Source organism: Wansuia hejianensis, from assembly GCF_014337215.1.
In the GTDB taxonomy this organism is placed as follows: Bacteria; Bacillota; Clostridia; order Lachnospirales; family Lachnospiraceae; genus Scatomonas; species Scatomonas hejianensis.
Window position 1 is genome coordinate 2,182,241 of sequence record NZ_CP060635.1, and the last position, 18,418, is coordinate 2,200,658.

The 18,418-nt window shown below is 50.5% G+C and carries 15 protein-coding genes; 2 read left to right on the forward strand and 13 right to left on the reverse strand.

The annotated features are described in order from the left end of the window. The first annotated feature begins 71 nt into the window (after nt 1-71). A complete protein-coding gene (locus tag H9Q79_RS10120) occupies nt 72-2,567 on the forward strand; it encodes a transglycosylase domain-containing protein (RefSeq protein ID WP_249328210.1) in 2,496 nt (831 codons plus the stop codon). 127 nt (nt 2,568-2,694) lie between these two features. Here the strand turns inward: H9Q79_RS10120 and pfkA are convergent, their stop codons facing one another. The 12 genes from pfkA to H9Q79_RS10180 form a co-directional block, all read right to left on the reverse strand. Next, complete coding sequence (pfkA, locus tag H9Q79_RS10125) at nt 2,695-3,687, reverse strand: 6-phosphofructokinase (RefSeq protein ID WP_249329705.1); 993 nt, start codon at nt 3,685-3,687, stop codon at nt 2,695-2,697. 50 nt (nt 3,688-3,737) lie between these two features. Then, complete coding sequence (locus tag H9Q79_RS10130; protein WP_118647542.1) at nt 3,738-5,048, reverse strand: acetyl-CoA hydrolase/transferase family protein; 1,311 nt, start codon at nt 5,046-5,048, stop codon at nt 3,738-3,740. Between the two features lie 14 nt (nt 5,049-5,062). After that, entirely contained in the window at nt 5,063-6,508 is a 1,446-nt protein-coding gene (locus tag H9Q79_RS10135; RefSeq protein WP_249328211.1) for a 4-hydroxyphenylacetate 3-hydroxylase family protein, read from the reverse strand. A gap of 37 nt (nt 6,509-6,545) precedes the next feature. Next, nucleotides 6,546-7,685, reverse strand: coding sequence for a 4-hydroxybutyrate dehydrogenase (locus H9Q79_RS10140; RefSeq protein ID WP_118648762.1), 1,140 nt, complete (start codon nt 7,683-7,685; stop codon nt 6,546-6,548). A gap of 33 nt (nt 7,686-7,718) precedes the next feature. Beyond that, a complete protein-coding gene (locus tag H9Q79_RS10145) occupies nt 7,719-8,189 on the reverse strand; it encodes an RpiB/LacA/LacB family sugar-phosphate isomerase (RefSeq protein ID WP_118648764.1) in 471 nt (156 codons plus the stop codon). Between the two features lie 9 nt (nt 8,190-8,198). Further along, entirely contained in the window at nt 8,199-9,008 is an 810-nt protein-coding gene (locus H9Q79_RS10150; RefSeq protein ID WP_118648766.1) for a sugar phosphate isomerase/epimerase family protein, read from the reverse strand. A gap of 95 nt (nt 9,009-9,103) precedes the next feature. Then, entirely contained in the window at nt 9,104-10,159 is a 1,056-nt protein-coding gene (locus H9Q79_RS10155; protein WP_249328212.1) for a zinc-dependent alcohol dehydrogenase, read from the reverse strand. Between the two features lie 33 nt (nt 10,160-10,192). Further along, on the reverse strand, nt 10,193-11,155 hold the full coding sequence (gene iolN / locus H9Q79_RS10160) for a 3-dehydro-scyllo-inosose hydrolase (protein WP_118648768.1): 963 nt from the start codon (nt 11,153-11,155) through the stop codon (nt 10,193-10,195). A 22-nt stretch (nt 11,156-11,177) separates the two neighbouring features. Then, the gene (locus tag H9Q79_RS10165) at nt 11,178-12,479 is read right to left on the reverse strand and encodes a transaldolase family protein (RefSeq protein ID WP_249328213.1); all 1,302 of its coding nucleotides are present in this window, start codon (nt 12,477-12,479) and stop codon (nt 11,178-11,180) included. A 56-nt stretch (nt 12,480-12,535) separates the two neighbouring features. Continuing rightward, complete coding sequence (locus tag H9Q79_RS10170) at nt 12,536-13,564, reverse strand: substrate-binding domain-containing protein (RefSeq protein WP_118648774.1); 1,029 nt, start codon at nt 13,562-13,564, stop codon at nt 12,536-12,538. Between the two features lie 38 nt (nt 13,565-13,602). After that, entirely contained in the window at nt 13,603-14,664 is a 1,062-nt protein-coding gene (locus H9Q79_RS10175) for an ABC transporter permease (RefSeq protein WP_118648776.1), read from the reverse strand. 48 nt (nt 14,665-14,712) lie between these two features. After that, a complete protein-coding gene (locus tag H9Q79_RS10180) occupies nt 14,713-16,200 on the reverse strand; it encodes a sugar ABC transporter ATP-binding protein (RefSeq protein ID WP_249328214.1) in 1,488 nt (495 codons plus the stop codon). A 379-nt stretch (nt 16,201-16,579) separates the two neighbouring features. Here H9Q79_RS10180 and H9Q79_RS10185 point away from each other — a divergent pair, with 379 nt between their 5' ends. Next, nucleotides 16,580-17,350, forward strand: a complete 771-nt coding sequence (locus H9Q79_RS10185; RefSeq protein ID WP_118648451.1) for a DeoR/GlpR family DNA-binding transcription regulator — start codon at nt 16,580-16,582, stop codon at nt 17,348-17,350. A gap of 129 nt (nt 17,351-17,479) precedes the next feature. Here the strand turns inward: H9Q79_RS10185 and H9Q79_RS10190 are convergent, their stop codons facing one another. Beyond that, nucleotides 17,480-18,418, reverse strand: a complete 939-nt coding sequence (locus H9Q79_RS10190) for an ROK family glucokinase (RefSeq protein ID WP_249328216.1) — start codon at nt 18,416-18,418, stop codon at nt 17,480-17,482.

Sequence of the window (18,418 nt, forward strand, 5' to 3'; positions counted from 1 at the left end):
CTTTATTTAAAACAGGAATTTTGGTATACTATATAAGATTATAGCTTGTCTACCTTTAAGGAGGAACATAAATGAATTTTGGTAAGAAGGGTGTTCAGAGGAAGAAGGAACAGCTGGACTCCTCATCAACCATGATGGGGAAAAAGGCCGGGATTTCTGCGCTTCGGGTGCTGTTCCTGAGTATCATCGCCTTTTGTACGATAGTCATCTGCCTGGGCGTCGGGGCATACCGGGGCATTATTGACAGCGCGCCGGACATCTCTGATGTTAATATCATGCCTCTGGGCTATGCCACCTTTGTCTATGATGCAGACGGCAATCAGCTTCAGAAGCTGAATTCAGCCGAGGGCAACCGTATTTCGGTTTCCATCAGTGAGATCCCCAAGAATATGCAGCACGCAATCGTGGCGATCGAGGATTCCCGTTTTTATGAACATAACGGCGTGGACCCGCGTGGGATGCTCCGTGCGGCGGCAGTGGCCATCAGCACCGGATTCCAGCGGACCCAGGGCGCCAGTACGATCACACAGCAGCTTTTAAAGAACAACGTATTCACAGACTGGACAGAGGAAAACCGTCTTCAGAGCATCAAGCGGAAACTCCAGGAACAATACCTGGCTGTCGAGCTGGAAAAATCTCTGGCCGCAGAGGGCAAGAATGCCAAGGACGTCATTCTTGAGAATTACCTGAATACTGTCAATTTCGGCGCCGGAGCCTACGGTGTACAGACGGCCGCCCAGACCTACTTCGGGAAGGACTGCAAGGATCTGACGCTTTCCGAATGCGCCGTACTGGCGGCAATTCCGCAGAACCCCACGAAATGGAACCCGCGGAATCATCCGGAGAAGAACGCCGAACGCCGGGAAACCGTTCTCGATTACATGCTGGAACAGGAATATATCACTCAGGCCGAACACGATGAGGCGATGGCTGACGACGTATATGCCAGGATTCAGGAGCGAAGCTCTTCCTCATCTACTGCTACTCCCTATTCTTATTTTATAGATGAGCTGATCAGCCAGATCAAGCAGGATCTGATGGAGCAGAAGGGCTACACTTCCGTTCAGGCCAGCAACGCTATCTATAGCGGCGGTCTCCGGATTTATACCACCCAGGACCCACAGATTCAGCAGATCATGGATGAAGAATTCCAGAATGAAGCCAACTTCCCGGAGAATATCCAGATCGGCCTGGACTGGGCTCTGACCGTGGATCATGCGGACGGCAAACGCCAGAATTACAGCCGGGAGATGATGCAGGTATATTTCCGGGATATCGATCCCACCTTTGACTTGTTATTCAGCTCTGAGGAAGAAGCCCAAAGCTATATCGACCAGTATAAGGCGGCGATCGTCGGCCCGAATGATACCATTGTGGCTGAGCGGAGCAGTTTTACGCCACAGCCCCAGGCTTCCATGACAGTCATCGACCAGCGGACAGGCTATGTTAAGGGCATTGTGGGAGGCCGCGGCCAGAAGACTGCCAGCCTCACACTGAATCGTGCCACAGACACCTTCCGGCAGCCCGGTTCTACCTTTAAGATACTCTCAACCTACGGCCCTGCCATGGATCTGGGACGCATTAATCTCGCTACCGTAGTGGCTGATGAACCGTACAATTATTCCGACGGCAGCCCGGTCCACAACTCTGACAACGCCTACCATGGAAATGTGACGATCCGGACCGCTATCGCGAATTCCTATAACGTCGTTGCGGTCAAGACGCTGACAGAGATCACTCCCCAGACCGGTTTTGATTATCTGCTGCGCATGGGATTTTCAGAATTAATCAACGACAAGAACTGGGATGTCATCCAGCCTCTGGCGCTGGGAGGTATTACCAACGGTGTCAGCAACCTGGAGCTGACGGCTGCTTACGCGGCAATCGCCAATGGCGGCGTTTATATCGAACCAATTTTCTACACAAAGGTAACTGACCAGGACGGCAATGTGCTTCTGGAAAACACGCCTGTTGAGACAAGGATTTTTAAAGAAAGCACCTCTTATCTCCTGACCAGCGCCATGGAGGACGTTGTAACAGCCGGAACCGGTGTGGATTTCAAGCTGAACAGCATGACTGTCGCCGGAAAGACCGGTACTACTTCATCCTATAAAGATTTAGTGTTCGCAGGTTTTACCCCTTATTACACGGCTGCCATCTGGGCCGGCTGTGACGTCAACGTGGAGCTTCCTGAGGAATACCGCCACTTTCATAAGACGCTCTGGACCAACGTAATGAACCGGATCCATCAGGATCTTCCGGATGTCGGATTTAAAGCGCCCACCTCCGTCAAGGAAGTCACCATCTGTTCGGAGACCGGACTGCTGGCAGGCAACGGATGTCCCAGGGCTAAAGAGTATTTTGAACTGTCACAGGTACCTACCACACGGTGTACGCAGCACTACGTACCTCCGACACCGACGCCAACCCCAACGCCTTCCGCCACGCCGACGCCAACTGCAACGCCTTCACCGACACCAACGGCTGAACCAACGCAGGAACCGACGGAAGAACCCACGGAAGAACCGACTCCCGAACCAACAGATAGTCCGGAGCCAAGCGAATAAATCACACATCAAAAAGCAGCAGGGTGTTTCCAGAAGGAAACACCCTGTTCTGTAAAAATCAGTTTTTCTGTAACCTGCCAATTCCTTTGGGGATGTTAGCTCACCCCTGATTATTATTCTAATAGAGTTAATCTTTCACATAATTATAAGACAGTGTCCCCGCAATCTCACGCTGGTATCCCGGAAGGCCCTTATGCATTTCCAATGCCTCCTGGATATCGTAATCCACATATTCTCCGCCTCTGAACGCCACCACACGGCTGCTTTTTCCAGCCAACAACAAATCTACGGCGTAAGCGCCCATTATGGAAGCATAGACCCTATCCTTGCAGGTGGGGCTTCCTCCTCTCTGCATGTGGCCCAGGATCGTCGCGCGGGTCTCGATCCCCGTGGCCGCTTCTATCCGCTTGGCCAATTCCTGAGAATGGCCGATCCCTTCCGCGTTAATGATGATATGATGGGTTTTCCCCTTTTTCCGATTTTCTATAATCTGCGTGATAATCTCCTGCTCATTGTAATTGTATTCTTCTGGGAGAAGAATGTCCTCCGCCCCAGTGGCGATTCCCGCCCACAGTGCCAGATAACCTGCGTTCCTTCCCATGACCTCTATAATGCTGACACGTTCATGGGAAGCTGAGGTGTCCCGTACCTTGTCAATGGCCTGCATTGCCGTATTGACAGCACTATCAAAGCCGATGCTATAATCAGTGCAGGCGATATCCAGATCAATAGTTCCGGGAATCCCTATGGTATTAATACCTAGAGCAGACAGTTTTCCTGCCCCGGCGAAGGAACCGTCACCGCCAATTACGATCAAACCGTCAATGCCGTTTTGACGGCATACCTCCGCAGCCTGTGCCTGTCCTTCCGGTGTACGCATCTCCGCACATCGGGCGGTATACAGGATTGTCCCTCCTCGCCCGATGATGTCTGAAACATCTTTAGCACTCATATCTGTGATCTCACCCTGGAGCAGGCCGTCATAGCCCTTTAAAATGCCTTTTACCTTCAAACCTTTAAACAGCCCCCTGCGGACAACAGCGCGGATAGCTGCGTTCATGCCCGGCGCGTCTCCTCCACTGGTCAACACCCCAATCACCTTTATCCCTTTATGGTACATATAATTCTCCACCCGGCAGCCTCTGACTGCTCCCTTACTAACACTTTGTCTCAAAGGCCCCTGCCAGGACGCTCCCCGAACCGCTCCATATAGGCCGCCGACAGTTCTTTCCGGAAATCAGGATGCGCCACGCCAATCAGTGCCCTGGCCCGCTCACGGAGGGTTTTGCCCCGCAGGTGAGCGATCCCGTACTCTGTCACCACATAATCCACATCTGTCCGGGAAGTGCTCACAGCCGCTCCTTTATCCAGGAATGGTACGATCTTAGAGACCTTCCCGTGAGCAGCCGTGGAACTGATGGCGATAATGGAACGGCCTCCTTTGCTAATATGCGCCCCGCGCACAAAGTCGATTTGGCCGCCGATGCCGCTGATCTGATTCAGCCCCACGCTTTCTGAAGCTACTTGCCCCATCAGATCAACTTGCACACAGGAATTGATGGACACTAAGTTGTCATTTCGTCCGATCACATAAGGATCATTGACGTAATCCACAGGATACATAGCTACCGCGGGATTATCATTGACATAATCGTATAGCCGCCGGGTACCCATTAAAAATGTCACCACGGTTTTGCCCGGATGCAGAGTTTTTCTCCGATTGGTGATGATGCCGCCCTCAATCAATTCCACCACCCCATCAGAAATCATTTCTGAATGGATGCCCAGATCTTTTTTATCCTTCAGGAACAGCAACACAGCGTCAGGAATTGCTCCAATCCCCAGCTGCAGAGTATCGCCGTCCCGGATCAGCCGGGCGCAGTTTTCTCCGATGGCCTTTTCCGCCTCCCCAATTTTGGGGGGCTGAAGTTCCAATACTGGGTGGCTGATTTCTACAAAGGCGTCGACTTCTGACACATGCAGGCAGGTATCGCCCAGTGTCCTGGGCATCTCCCGGTTCACCTGAGCAATTACCCGTTTTGCGCATCTGGCCGCCGTCAGCGTATAATCTACAGAGACACCGCAACTCACATATCCCATTCGATCCGGGGGCGCAACCTGAATTACCGCCACATCCGGCGTGAGGGAGGACCGAAACAACTCAGGAATTTCGCTAAAGCAGCAGGGGGTAAAATCTCCCCTTCCCTCGTTGACTGCCGCCCGGGACTGAACACCCACAAACAGGCTGTTAAGCCTAAAATGACCTTCCGTGCCCGGCGCAGAGAATTTTGCGTTGCCCATAGACACCATCTGAACAATTTCCACATCCTGATAGTCCTCTTTATGCTCCACTAATACGTCCGTGATTGCCAGAGGCACCCCCACCGCGTGGCCCAACACTAACCGATCGCCGGAATGGATCAAACCCACTGCCTCTTCCGCTGTCATTTTTCGTTGTTCATAAAGTTTTTCCCAATCCATACGCATTCTCCCAATCACTCGCTGATTTTTGCAATTTTCTTTGCCAGCGCTTTTTTCATCTGAAGATTGCCCTGGCGGGAAATCATAATTCTCTGTGCCTGGGGAGAGCCCGCTCCATGCATGGATTCCGTACGGTAACCGACCGCGGCCGTTCCCAGGGTCAGATTCTCGATGAGGCGCATGATCTTCAGGCGGTTTTCCGTGGACACATCCGCCCTGCCCTTAAAATATTTTTCAATGACCGGCCCCATCTTCGGATCACGGAAATCCTTCTCCGCCGGAGCGGTTACCATCAGGCCGCCGGCAATATCCTCTGCCAGCCGCGCGATCTCATAGGGGAATCTGGTAATATTCTGCTTGCACACATTGGCCAGCAGCAGGTCAATGATATAGTTGCCGGACGCCGTCTTCGTTCCTTCTGTCGAGCAGGCGATTCCACAGCAATATAAAGTCTCGTTCAGATGCTGCATCTCAATAATTTTATCTTTGATGTGGGATGCCTTCGGGCATCCGTTGTAATCCGCCGCAACTGCCGCCGCGCCGATCAGCACGTCACCGACCCCTACCTTGCATCCGCCGTAGGACTGCCTGTGATATCCGGCGAACCGCTCTACCATCACGCCCGCGTACTCATATTCGCCGTTCAGGAAAATCCGGTCATTGGGCACAAATACATCATCAAATACAGTCAGCGCTTCTACGCCGCCAAATTCCGGATTGCCCACATCCAGGCTTCCTTCTTCCAGCTTCCTGGTATCGCAGGACTGACGTCCGATGATCATGAAGATTCCCTCGGTATCCACCGGAACGGCAAAAGATACGGCATAATCCTTATCATCCTCCCCCATGGCGATGGTCGGCATGACAATGACTTCATGGGAGTTGATGATACCTGTCTGATGCGCCTTCGCTCCGCGCACTACGATACCGTCTTCTCTTCTCTCTACAACCCTCAGGAACAGATCCGGGTCTTCCTGGGCATGGGGAGCCCTGGAACGGTCACCCTTGGGGTCTGTCATAGCCCCGTCAACCGTCAGGTCATTCTCCTGGGCATATTTCAGAAATTTCACAAAATTTTCATGGTATTTGGTGCCATGGGACTGGTCACACTCATAAGTGGTGCTGTATACGGCATTAAAAGCATCCATGCCCACACATCTCTGGAAGCAGGCCGCCGTCTTCTGGCCGCAAAGCCTCTGCATCTTTACTTTATTCTTCAGATCTTCCGTGCTCATATGTATATGTGTAAACCGGTTGACCTTCCCTCCGGTAAACGGCGACGTGGCCGTCATCAGGTTCTCATACTCCGGCATCTGCGCCAGGTCATACGTCATCCTCACCGAGTTCAGGGACGGCCGTAAAATCGGATGATCCACCGGATTCTCCACCTTCTCACCAAACATATACACCTGCATGTTCATTTTACGAATGCTTTCTACATACTGTTCCCCTGTCATCATAATCGTTTACTTCCTTTCTTTCTCAATAGGAGACTTTTCAGCCCTCCAAACTATCCTGATAAAGTGACTGAATATCCTCCCGGCTCAGTTCCACATAGCTATTCTTCAACAGCCTCTGCTGGTTCATCACAGTGCTTTCCGCGAAAGCCGGCACGTCTTCCGGTACCGCGCCGTAAGCGCTCATGGGCTTCCGCTCCAGGATCACCCCCAACAGGTTTTCCAGCGTCCCGATGCCGTCACTTCCCCGGACGCCGTCGGGACAACCGCCCTCTTCTATGATCTGCCCAAGCAAGACGTCCAGCGCCTGTATTTTCCCCTGGGGCTTTTTCTTCTGATATTTTCGCAGGACACTGGTGAAGAACTGATAATTACTCTCGCCGTGAGGCACGTGGTATTTAGCTCCCAAAGCGTAACTCATAGCGTGTACAACTGCGCAGCCCGCGTTTCCGAAAGCAATCCCAGCATAATTGCTCGCCGCCAGATAAGATCTGCTGTCCTCGAAACGGGCGTCCTGTCCTTCCCGCGCAATCCGGCAGTACCCCTTCAAAATCGCCTCCATGGCCGCTGTTGAGTACATCTCCGTATAGGCAGTGCATCCGGGGCTCAGATAGGATTCCACCGCATGAATCAATGCGTCAATCGAACTGGTGGCAAACACATAATAGGGAAGCGTTTGCAGAAACTCCGGAATAAGCACTGCGTGATCTGCGTACATGGAGGAAGATGTCAGACCCATCTTTGTCCCTTTCCGGGTGCGGTTGATAATGGATATATTTGTCACCTCACTGCCTGTGCCACAGGTCGTGGGAATAATCATCAGTTTTTTTTCTTTTTTAAGTTCTGCCTGATCATAGAGCACATCCACATTCTGTGCTCCTTCCAGTACCAGGATTTTAGCGATGTCAATAATTGTGCCGCCGCCTATTGCAATAACGCGTGTGCATCCTATGGAGTTCATCTCCTCCAGAATCGCATCAACCATCACGTCCGTAGGCTCTCCCGCTCCGTACTTTTCCTGAAAAATATAATGACAGTCCAGATTTTCTTTTTTCATAATCGGATCATAAATATACTCGTTGGTCAGGATCAGATCCTCCGCCCCAACGGAAAACCCGGCCGCAAATTCCGCAAATGTCTCAAAACTGTCTATCTGTGGTGCAATCAATAATTCTCTCATTACTACCCTTCTTTCTGTTCACTGCAAACCTTCTTAGAAAAGCTGGTCTTCCAGCTCTTTAACCTCCGCCAGCAGGTTCTCCAGCACTGCCGCCCGCTCAGGAGCCGCTCCTCCATGGAATTCCGTGTGCAGGAATATGTCCGCCATATCCCTGGCCATGGCTGCGCCCAGGATAGAACCTCCCAGCGCCAACACGTTGGCATTGTTGATAAACCGCGCCTTGCAGGCAGACCACAAGCTTTCTGCCGGCACACAGTAAATACCTTTATGCTTATTAGCCACAATGGCTACGCCCGACCCGGAGCCGCAAAACACGATGCCGCGTTCCGCCCTCCCTTCAAGCACAGCCTGTGAAACATTGTCCGCCGCTTTTATGTAAGTCAGGGCATGTTCCAACTCACGTGTTCCCAGGTCCAACACCTCATGACCTGTTTCCATCAGATGTCTCCGTATTTCTTCTTTTAGCTGAAATCCGGCTCCATCTGAACCAATCACTACTTTCATATTCCTTCTTCAACCCCTTCCGTCCTGGCATTCCCTGAGATACGCGGCACACTGCGGGAGTACGGTATCCGGCTCTCCCTGGATGCTGCATTCCAGTGCCATAAAACGGTCATAACCAATTTCCCTGAGCGCCGCAAAGCCTCCCCGGAAATCTGTATGTCCCTGCCCTGGCAAGTAACGGTTACTGTCTCCCAGATGCACATGCAGAATGCGTTCTCCTCCGGTACGGACCGCCTCCGGGATGTCTCTCTCCTCTATATTCATATGGAAAAAGTCTGCCAGCAGAAACAAATGATCGCTTCCCACCTCTTCAATAACTGCCCGCCCATCAGCCAATGTGTAAAAAAACCGTGTCTCATAACGGTTAATAGGCTCGATCATCACTTGCGTACCATTCTGTCCGGCAAACTCCGACGCTGCCGCCAGGTAATCCACCAACAGCCGATGCTGCTCAGCAGAGGGGCGGCGTGGATGATCAAATAATGGTAACGGGATCTGCGGCCCATACTCCGGACAGATGATTGTCGGGCAGTGAAATTCCGCGGCAGCGGCTATGGCCTTTTTCGCCAGCTCCGTTTTTTCCCTCTTCGCCGCTTCATCCAGAAGGGGCTTCCGGTACGTCTCCCCCGGCATGATCAGCGAACACGCCGTCACTCCCGCAGACTTCAGCGCTCCTCTGATTTCTTTTATCTTTTCCTGCGTGGCTTCTTCCTCGAACAGGCGGATTTCCACACCCTCAAAGCCATATTCTGCCGCCTTCTCCATTTTCTCAGAAAAATCCCTACCCGGCATCATCCAGGTTGAACAAGCTAATTTCATAGTCTTCCTCCCGCCGTGCTTATATTTACTCTAATAGTAATGCCGGAGGAGGAGCGGCTCAAGTGGCCACACCTTTCCCTCCGGCATTCCTCGGATCACTCAAACGTCAGCATAACCTTCTGAGTTATAGCTTTATTATTCAATGCAAAGTCAAACGCCTCATGAATCTCCTTGAAATTAAATTTGTGTGATACCAGTCCGTCAAAATCATAGGTATTTTTGATACGGGACATAAAGCGAATGGTGCGCGGGAACCAGAATTTCGTTCCTGCGGAGCCCTTGATGGTCAGGGTCTTCCAGATTACGCGCTCCCATTTAATAGGAACCATTCGCTCATGGGAATGTCCGATAGCCGCGATCCGGGCTCCCGGTGCCGCGATCTCAAAACAGGATGCGATGCCTGCGTCGCTTCCGGAGCACTCCACCAGCACGGTGGCTCCATCGCTGTTCGTCAGGCGGCGCACTTCCTCCGCCACGTCACAGGCGGTGGGGTCGATGGTGTAGTCCGCACCGTATTTTTTCGCGTTCTCACGGCGGCTCTCCAGCGGGTCAACCACTATCACTGTGGCATTGGAAGCCTTACAGCTCATGGCCGCTGAAAGTCCGATGGTGCCAGCGCCTATAATCACGCAGATGTCCTGGGCGTCAGGATCGAGGTGATTGCCCCAGACTCCCCAATAGCCTACGTTAAAGTTTTCTACCAGAGCTCCCATTTCATAGGACCAATCATCAGGAATCACATGGGTATATTCCTCGTTTGTTATCATATAATAGGCCATACCGCCGGCGGAAGTGGGCAGGAAGCCTACCTCATCCATATTCTCACATACGGAAGGCATCTTGCCATCCTTACAGTTGTCACAGCGGTAGCAGGGACAAAGGCAATCGCCCACCACTTTATTTCCCACCTTGATGGAGGTGACGGCGGAGCCTACCTGAACCGCTTGTCCGGCCCATTCGTGTCCGGGGGTATAAGGAGCGATATCGTAGCGGCCTTCAGTGGACTGTCCCATGAAGCAGGACAAATCAGATCCGCAAATGCCGCAGGCCTTTAACTGGATTAAAATCTGATTCGGCTTCAACTCCGGAAGCTCAATTTCCTCCACCCGCAGGTCATGGGGGCCATACATGCGCGCTGCTATTGTTTTCATAGATTGTTTCCTCCTTTTGTTCTTCCATGTATATTAATAAGTCAATGTGTAGATATGGCGTCCTCCGTTGGTGGGGCCTTTGATGACCGCCTCGATATCCTCTCGTTTGCGCATTGTCACCAGGTCGATAGGCGGAAGCTCTCCTGCCGGATATTTCTCCAGGATGTCGTTGACCAGTTTCTCCAGGTAATCCATTGTGGCCTCGCAGCCCTTGCGTCCCTTCTCGACGGAGGCTAGCTTTGGATTGCCGATGACGCCTTCCGGGGTACAAATCACTTCCATACCACAGTTACCCAAAGCGTTATACCATTTGATAGGTCCGTTTATACCCAGCTCATCTGCATAGTCGATGTGACCAGCCGGAAACAGCGGTGTCCCCTGGGTTTCTACAGCGTCTTCCGGGCGGCAAAGATCCGGAAACATGCACATAGACCAGCTCTGCTCCACCTCACAGGCATGGGTCAGATGCTTGGTGTAATTACCGCCGTGTTCCTGATCCGCCAGCTCCTGTTTTGCCACATGCCACAGGTGCGGATAGACTGCAATTGCAGGAACCTGAAATTTCTTTCCGAATTTATGAATTGCCAGCGGAATCACATAATCCTGCCCGTGGCCGTTTACCAATACCATTTTGCGGAAACCTGTGTTCCAGAACCCGGCCATCACATATACGATATAATCAGCCAATATTTCTTCCGGAATCATGATGGTTCCGGGCATACCCAGATGCTGATAGGGATGGGAGCCATACCAGATGGGCTGCGCCACTGTACAGCCAGTAGCCAGAGCCACCTGCTCACACATCCTGGTCTCCAGGTAAGTATCCTCTCCGTAAGGGGCGTCCGGTCCGTGATTTTCTGTCGAGCCGATGGGAATCAGAATCACATCATTCTTTTTCAGGCGCTCTTTTACATCAAGATTGGTCATGTTCTGGAAATAGATACCTTCATTTTTTTCCATGTGCCCGCCTTCTGCGGGAATCTGCCATTTAGACATTCTAAAATCCTCCTTTTTATAATTATTTAACACTGTTCAGGAAAGAACGCTGGTAAGTATAGATTGTCGGTGAACTGGTAAATTGTCCAAAGTACTCCGGCTCGCAGGTGAGGATCACTCTCTGCTTCATATCCGCAAATTCAGGCTCTACCATCATCTTATCAATATCGTAATACATCTGGGCACTCTTGGTGTTGCACAGGATCAGCCGGGTATCTGGCAGATTGGCCTGCTTGAGAAGCCGCAGGCTATGGCGCGCGCTGTCCAGTCCATCATGGCCGTCGGCCGTATCTAACCCCCTGTATGCCACGATCTGTCGGGCCTTTTTCTCAGCAGCTTCACAGTCCGTGTCATCGGAAGCCAGCATGTCCGACTTGAGCATAAACGCATGAATCTGCTCACGGTACATGGGATCACCAGTCTCGTCCAACCGTTTCAGGAGGGAACTCAGACCCTGCGTATGGATATGGCGCCGCTCCACAAATGCATTGATGAAATATGGCTTCGCCGTCAGTGCCAGAGCCGTCTGATACGGCTCCGCCATAAGCGTGAAATTCACCCGGTATCCCTTCTCATGCAAGCGGTAAGCCAGATTATGTCCATAGAAGAAATCCTCTGGCTTTCCGTCGTTCACCGCCGGATATTTTCCGCTGAGAAAACTATCCACGTTGTCCGCGTTCAGAGGGCCTGTATGAGGTACCTTAACCACCAGACGGTAAGGCGTTAAAATCTCTTCGAACTGGGCGATCTCCTCCATCAGAGCGCTCTCCTCCGCAAAAGGATTGTTAACCTCCACGCTGATATCCACACCCGGACCAACGATCTTGCATAACTCCTTCAGCACCTCATAACGATCCTTAAACTGGTTATTCTTATTGGCCTTAGGGTTATTCAAAAATGAATCATAGATAATCTGGGGATTGGTTGTCAGGTTGGCGATGAAGTTTCTCATCGTATATACGGAAAACGGGTTAGCTGTGTTCGCAGAAAACAGCACATTCGTAGGCCGTCTGACCCCATTCGCGCCAAAGGATATATCCCTTACCAGGTTAATCCGCATACTGCCATCCGCTCCATACACATATTCATGCCGGAATCCGGCGGGAGTCTCTCCGGCAGGCACCTGGAACAGGTTGATGACCTTTCGGAATTCGTCAGTCACACCAATGGCCTTCACCGTCTCGCCCAGCTTCATCTCTGTTTTAAAGGGCAGGGTAATATGCTTGACGCGGTCAAACATATCCTTTCCCGTATCCGATGCCACCTGCAGTCTGCCCGACTGAACCAGCGCCTCCAGGCTGCATTTCATGTTAATTGCTTCCATAATTTATCCCTTCTTTCATTTAGATATCCATTCCTTTGATGTCTGCCGCCTGCGGATTAATAATCGGAATCCGGATCATAATACTCATCCACGTTTTCGGCTGTGATCAGCACTGTCTCCAATTCGATATATTTGTCAACCTCTTTTCCGTTCAGAATTTCAAGAGCCGTTTCAATAGCTTTCTCTGAGGGCCACGGATAGGTAAAGGTTCCATACATGGCGCCTTCTTTAATATATTCCATAGCTTTTTTCTGGGCGTCGATGCTGAGGATCTTAATATCTAAATCCCCGTAGCCCGCGTCCACAATCGCCTGCCGCGCTCCCAGCGCCATAGCGTCGTTATAGGTATAAATCAGGTCAATGTCTTCCGGGTTCACATTTTGAAGGATATCCTCCATGGACTGCATAGCCGTAGCCTGGTCATACTCACAGTTCACATTTGCCAGGAATTTGATGTCCGGATATTCATCCACCACCTCGTGCATTACATCTCCTCTGTCGATCGTGGCCTGCATCCCCGGCGTTCCGCTGAGTTCAATCACGTTGCCCTTACCGTCCAACAGTTCCACAATGGTTTCTCCAGCTTTCTGACCGATCTGTGAATTACTGGCTCCTATAAAAGTCGTGTATTTATCGCTTCCACTCTCATGGTCAATCACAATTACCGGAATTCCCTGATCGTACACTTCTTCGATGATGGGAGTTAGCGGCTCTGTCACATAAGGCGTAATAATCAAAAGGTCGATATCCTGCGCCAGAAGGTCTTCTACGTCCGAAATCTGCTTGTTTGAGTCTGCGTTGGCATTCGTGACGACGAAGTCCATTTCGTCAGCATGTGCCGCAGCCGCCTCTTCCATTTTCTCCAGCAGAACCGCGCGCCACACGTTGGTAGTAAAATCCATCGAGAATCCCACTTTGAACTTCTCCCCGGAAGCCTTCTTCTCACCAGAAGAATCAGACGTGCTTCCGGATAACGCAGAGCTTGCCGCCTGCGACGAGCCGCCTGACGTCTCTTTGTCTCCGCATCCTAACAACAATGCTCCTCCCATTGTCAATGTCAGTGCCAATGCTATCACTTTCTTCATCCTACTTTTCCTCCCTTTATTTGATATTTTATTGATTCCTATTTTTTCTTTCTGTCGGTCCTGATCAGTACCGCCACAAAAATGAACAACCCCTTGATGATGTATTGGAAATAAGGTGACACATTCATCAGATTCATCACATTGTTAATGATTCCGATGATTAAAACGCCAAACACTGTACCTACCAGATTGCCTACACCGCCTTCCAGAGCAGTGCCGCCGATAACGGTGGCCGCGATCGCGTCCAGCTCATAGCCGTCGCCCAAAAGGGGCTCTCCCGTAGCCGTCCGGCAGGAAATCAGGATGCCGGCCAAACCTGCCATAACCGCAGGGATAATGTATGTAATCGCCTGATATTTTCCGACGTTGATGCCCGCCACCCTGGCGGCTTCGGCATTGCCGCCGATAGCTCTTACATAGCGGCCGAACACCGTTTTATTTAATATGAAAATAAATACCGCGCAGGCAATCACAAGTACAATTACCGGATTGGGGATGTTGAGCACTCTGCCGGAACCCAGCCAATTGATCTGTGCCCTGTATTCCTGATCCAGGAACAGTGGTTTCGCGTCGCATACAACCAGTGCCAGCCCCATGATGATCACCTGCGTGCTCATGGTCATAACAAAAGCCGGCATCTTGCCCTTACTCACTCCCAATCCATTGAGAAACCCCAGCAGGCCGCAAATGATCAGCACGAAAAGCGCCGCAACGATCAGCGAGCCCACACCGCCCGGCATTATTTTGTTGACAGCCCCCATGATTCCCGAAAACGGCCCTGCCAGACCGCTGGGCTGGAAACAGCCCGCGAACAAGATAGACGAAAGGCCCACCACAGACCCAACAGAAATATCAATCCCTCCTGTCAGGATGACATATGTCATACCGATGGAAATGAGGCCGTTCGTAGCCACCTGCCTCAACACGTTTAAGATGTTGTCCGCCGTCAGGAATTTTTCACTGACGATGGACGCAAAAATAATAAATGCGATCAAAACCAGAAGTATCGGATATTTCTTAATGAACTCCACGAGCTTGTTCTGGTTAGCCTTTGTTTTAACGGACACTACTTCGCCTTCGTTTTCTAATTTTTTATCCATTCAAACATAACTCCTTTTCATCATTTTCTGATAATTGCATTTCCAGCCCTAACAGGTGGCCATGGTAAGAACCTTATCTTCGGTGGCTTCGTCAGCACTCACCTCGCCAGACAACTTTCCCTCCCTCATGACAAGGATCCGATCGCAAACTCCCAAAACCTCCGGCAGTTCTGAAGAAATGATCAAGACGGCCGTTCCGGACTCCACCAGATTGCGGATGATCTTGTAGATTTCCACCTTAGTGCCCACATCAACGCCCCGCGTAGGTTCGTCAATGATCATGATCTTCGCTCCCACCAGCATCCAGTTGGCCAGCATCACTTTCTGCTGATTTCCGCCAGACAGATCGCTAACCTTCTGTTTAACACTTCCCGCTTTCACATCCAGGAGTGTCATCATTCGGTCTATCGCTTCGTTTTCTTTCTTCGTGTCTATGATTCCGCCCTTAGCGTAATCATGAATGGTTGTAATGGTAAGATTGTTCTCAATCGAAAGCTTCAGATTCAACCCGTCCTTTTTGCGATCCTCCGACACGTAGGCGAGCCCCTGTCTGATGGCATCCGCAGGGCAGCAGATCTGGACTTTTTCTCCGTTTATGTAGATATCGCCGGATTCCAGCCTGTCAATACCTGCAATCGCCCGGCACACCTCGCTTCTGCCTGCTCCCACCAATCCTGACATACCCACGATCTCTCCCGAGCAGACTGAGAAGCTTACATCGTCAAATACGCCCTTCTTCGTCAGATGCTCTACTCTTAGGACTTCTCTTTTTTCCACAGCACTGGTCTTTGGCGGATAAATATTAACGATTTTCCGGCCGGTCATCATACGGATCAGTTCCGGCTTGTCCACCTCGCTCATCTGTACTGTCCCGACGTACTCGCCGTCCTTCAGCACCGTACAACGATCACAGATTTCAAATAGTTCTTCCATGCGGTGGGAGATATACACGATACTAATGCCCTTGCTTTTCAATTGCCGTATCAGTTCAAACAGTATACGAGTCTCTGACATCGTTAGCACAGAGGTGGGTTCATCCATTACAATCACTTTTGCATTCATGGACAGCGCTTTGGCGATTTCGATAAACTGTTTTTGAGCCACCGTATGCTTTCCCGCCTCCTCATTCAAATCCAGATCGGCTCCCGCCGCATCCAGAGCATCCTTTGCAATCTTCAGCATTTCTTTGCGCCGGATCCATCCACACTTATTAGGGTAACGTCCCAAAAGGATGTTATCAGCGACACTCAGTGAATCTACCAGAGCCTGTTCCTGATAAACGACGGCAATTCCCTGCTGAATGGCTTCCACTGGGCTACGGAACCTTACCTCTTTGCCAACGAGTTTGATTGTGCCTTCCGTGCACGTGTAGGCCCCGCCCAGTATCTTCATTAATGTTGATTTACCGGCTCCGTTCTCACCCATCAGAGCGTGAACCTCCCCCGGAAGAATCTGCAGCTGTACATTTTTCAGCGCCTGTACGCCTCCGAACCTCTTGCTGATACCGTTCATTTCAATGATATACTTTGTTTCCATTATGCCCTCCATCTACATAACTCTTCAGCTTTTGATACCCTGCTACTTTTTCATAAATCCTCCTTCTGTCCATTTTGTATTTTAATTTCATTTGCTGAAATTCTCCATATTAATTTTCTATTTTTTCTATTTATTCCATATTTAGAAAATTATTTTCTTTTTTTGATTGATTTTATTATATATCTCATCTGTATGAAAGTCAATATTTACTTGTTTCTATTTAGTATTTTTAGGAATTATAAACATTTTTTCATTTGAAGATTTGTTCATTATTTCTATATGCAAAAATTTGTTCTATATATTTTCTATTTTTATTGTTTTTTTTCTTTTTGGGGGGTATAATCTTTTCAAAGATATTATATAATCGGAGGATAAAGAAATGTCTGCGTCGGATTTTCGAAAAAAACAGCTCATTCAACTTTTGGATGAAAACGCTGTAATGTCTATAAATGAGCTTTCAGAAATTTTAAAGGTATCCCTGCCCACCATCCGAAGGGATCTGGAAGACCTGGAGCAGAAAGGGCTGATCAAACGCTCTTGGGGAAAGGCTTCCCTATGTAAAGAAGAAAATACTTCTACTATTCCAATGGCTTCTGTCCGGGCTGATTCCCACTGGATTGAAAAAAGAGCCATCGCTTCCTGTGCACTGAAACTAATTCAAGAAGGAGATTCCATCATCTTAGACTCAGGAACAACCACTATGGCCTTGGCTAACCAACTGACGGCAGGTTTCAAGAATCTCACAGTGGTAACCAATTCCCTGCTGGCCATCAACGCGCTGACTGACAACAACTTTTCCGTGCAGTGCAGCGGCGGCTCGCTGGAGCGGAGAAATATGTGTTTCGTGGGTACGGAGGCAGAAAACTTTTTTCGTTCTATACACGTTTCCAAGGCTTTTATTGGAACCACCAGCATGCGCATACCGATGGGATTTTCCACTTTCTCCCCCTTTCAGGGGGCCGTCAAGCGCTTGATGATGAACGCTGCGGACAAAGTTTATTACCTTATGGATTCCAGCAAAATTAACGCCCACGCCATTTCAAAAGTGGCAGATTTTGACGAAGTGGACGCCATCATAACCGATAAACCTTTCACAGAGGATATTGAAGAATTTTTAAAAAAACATAAGGTGAACTTCATTTACGCCTAAGTTTAAAATCGCTTACAATATACACCTGCGTTATTCTTTACAGGCTGCTAAACATAAAAAGAGCTCATTCAAAGCGCCTCCTTTGAAACGCCTGAACAAGCTCAAAATTCTATATGTCCATCCTTACCGCTAGTCTTCCATCACCAGTTTTGCCGCGCCATATATTCCGGCCTCATTGCCCAGTGTGGCCAGAACCAGCCGGGCAGCGCGGCAGGCTGGAAATGCATATTTCATATAATATTTCTCTACTACCTCGATCAGTACCTTTCCGGCCTTAGAGACGCCGCCGCCGATGACAAAGACCTCCGGGTCTGTCACGCACGCATAGACTGCCATAGCTCTGCCCAGATAATCAGCAAATTGTTCCACAATCTCCGCGGCCACACTGTCTCCGGCCTTATAGGCGTCAAAGACTGCCTTCGCCGTTACTCGTTCTCCTCTCAGCACGCTGGGCGCACTGTCCGCTGCAAGCCTCCTGCCGGCCAGCCGGGCGATCCCTGTGGCGGACGCCATCTGCTCCAGGCAGCCATGATTCCCGCAGTTACACGGTTCCGCCTCTCCCGGCTCAAGTATCGCATGTCCAATCTCGCCTCCGGCCCCATGGGCACCGGTCACGATTTTCCCATCTACAATAATGCCGCCGCCCACACCGGTTCCCAGCGTCACCATAATCAGGTTCTCAGCACCTTTTCCGCCTCCGGCCCACATCTCGCCCAGCGCGGCCACATTGGCATCATTACCTACCTTCACCTTTAGCCCCAGAGCCTGCTCCAGCTCCCCGGCAACATCTTTGTAGCCCCAGTGCAGATTAACGGCGGCCGGCACCTCACCTGTCCTGGAAACTGGACCAGGAACGCCCACGCCAACACCGATGATCTCCTCTTTCCTCAGCCCTCTCTCCTTCCATTTGCCGAGTATGGCCTCCGCAACATCCGGAAGGATCCATTTTCCATTTTCCTCTGTCTGTGTCGGGATCTCCCATTTCTCCAGCAGCGACCCTTCTTCACAGAACAGTCCAAATTTGACGGACGTGCCGCCCACATCAATACCAAATATATATTTTCCCAT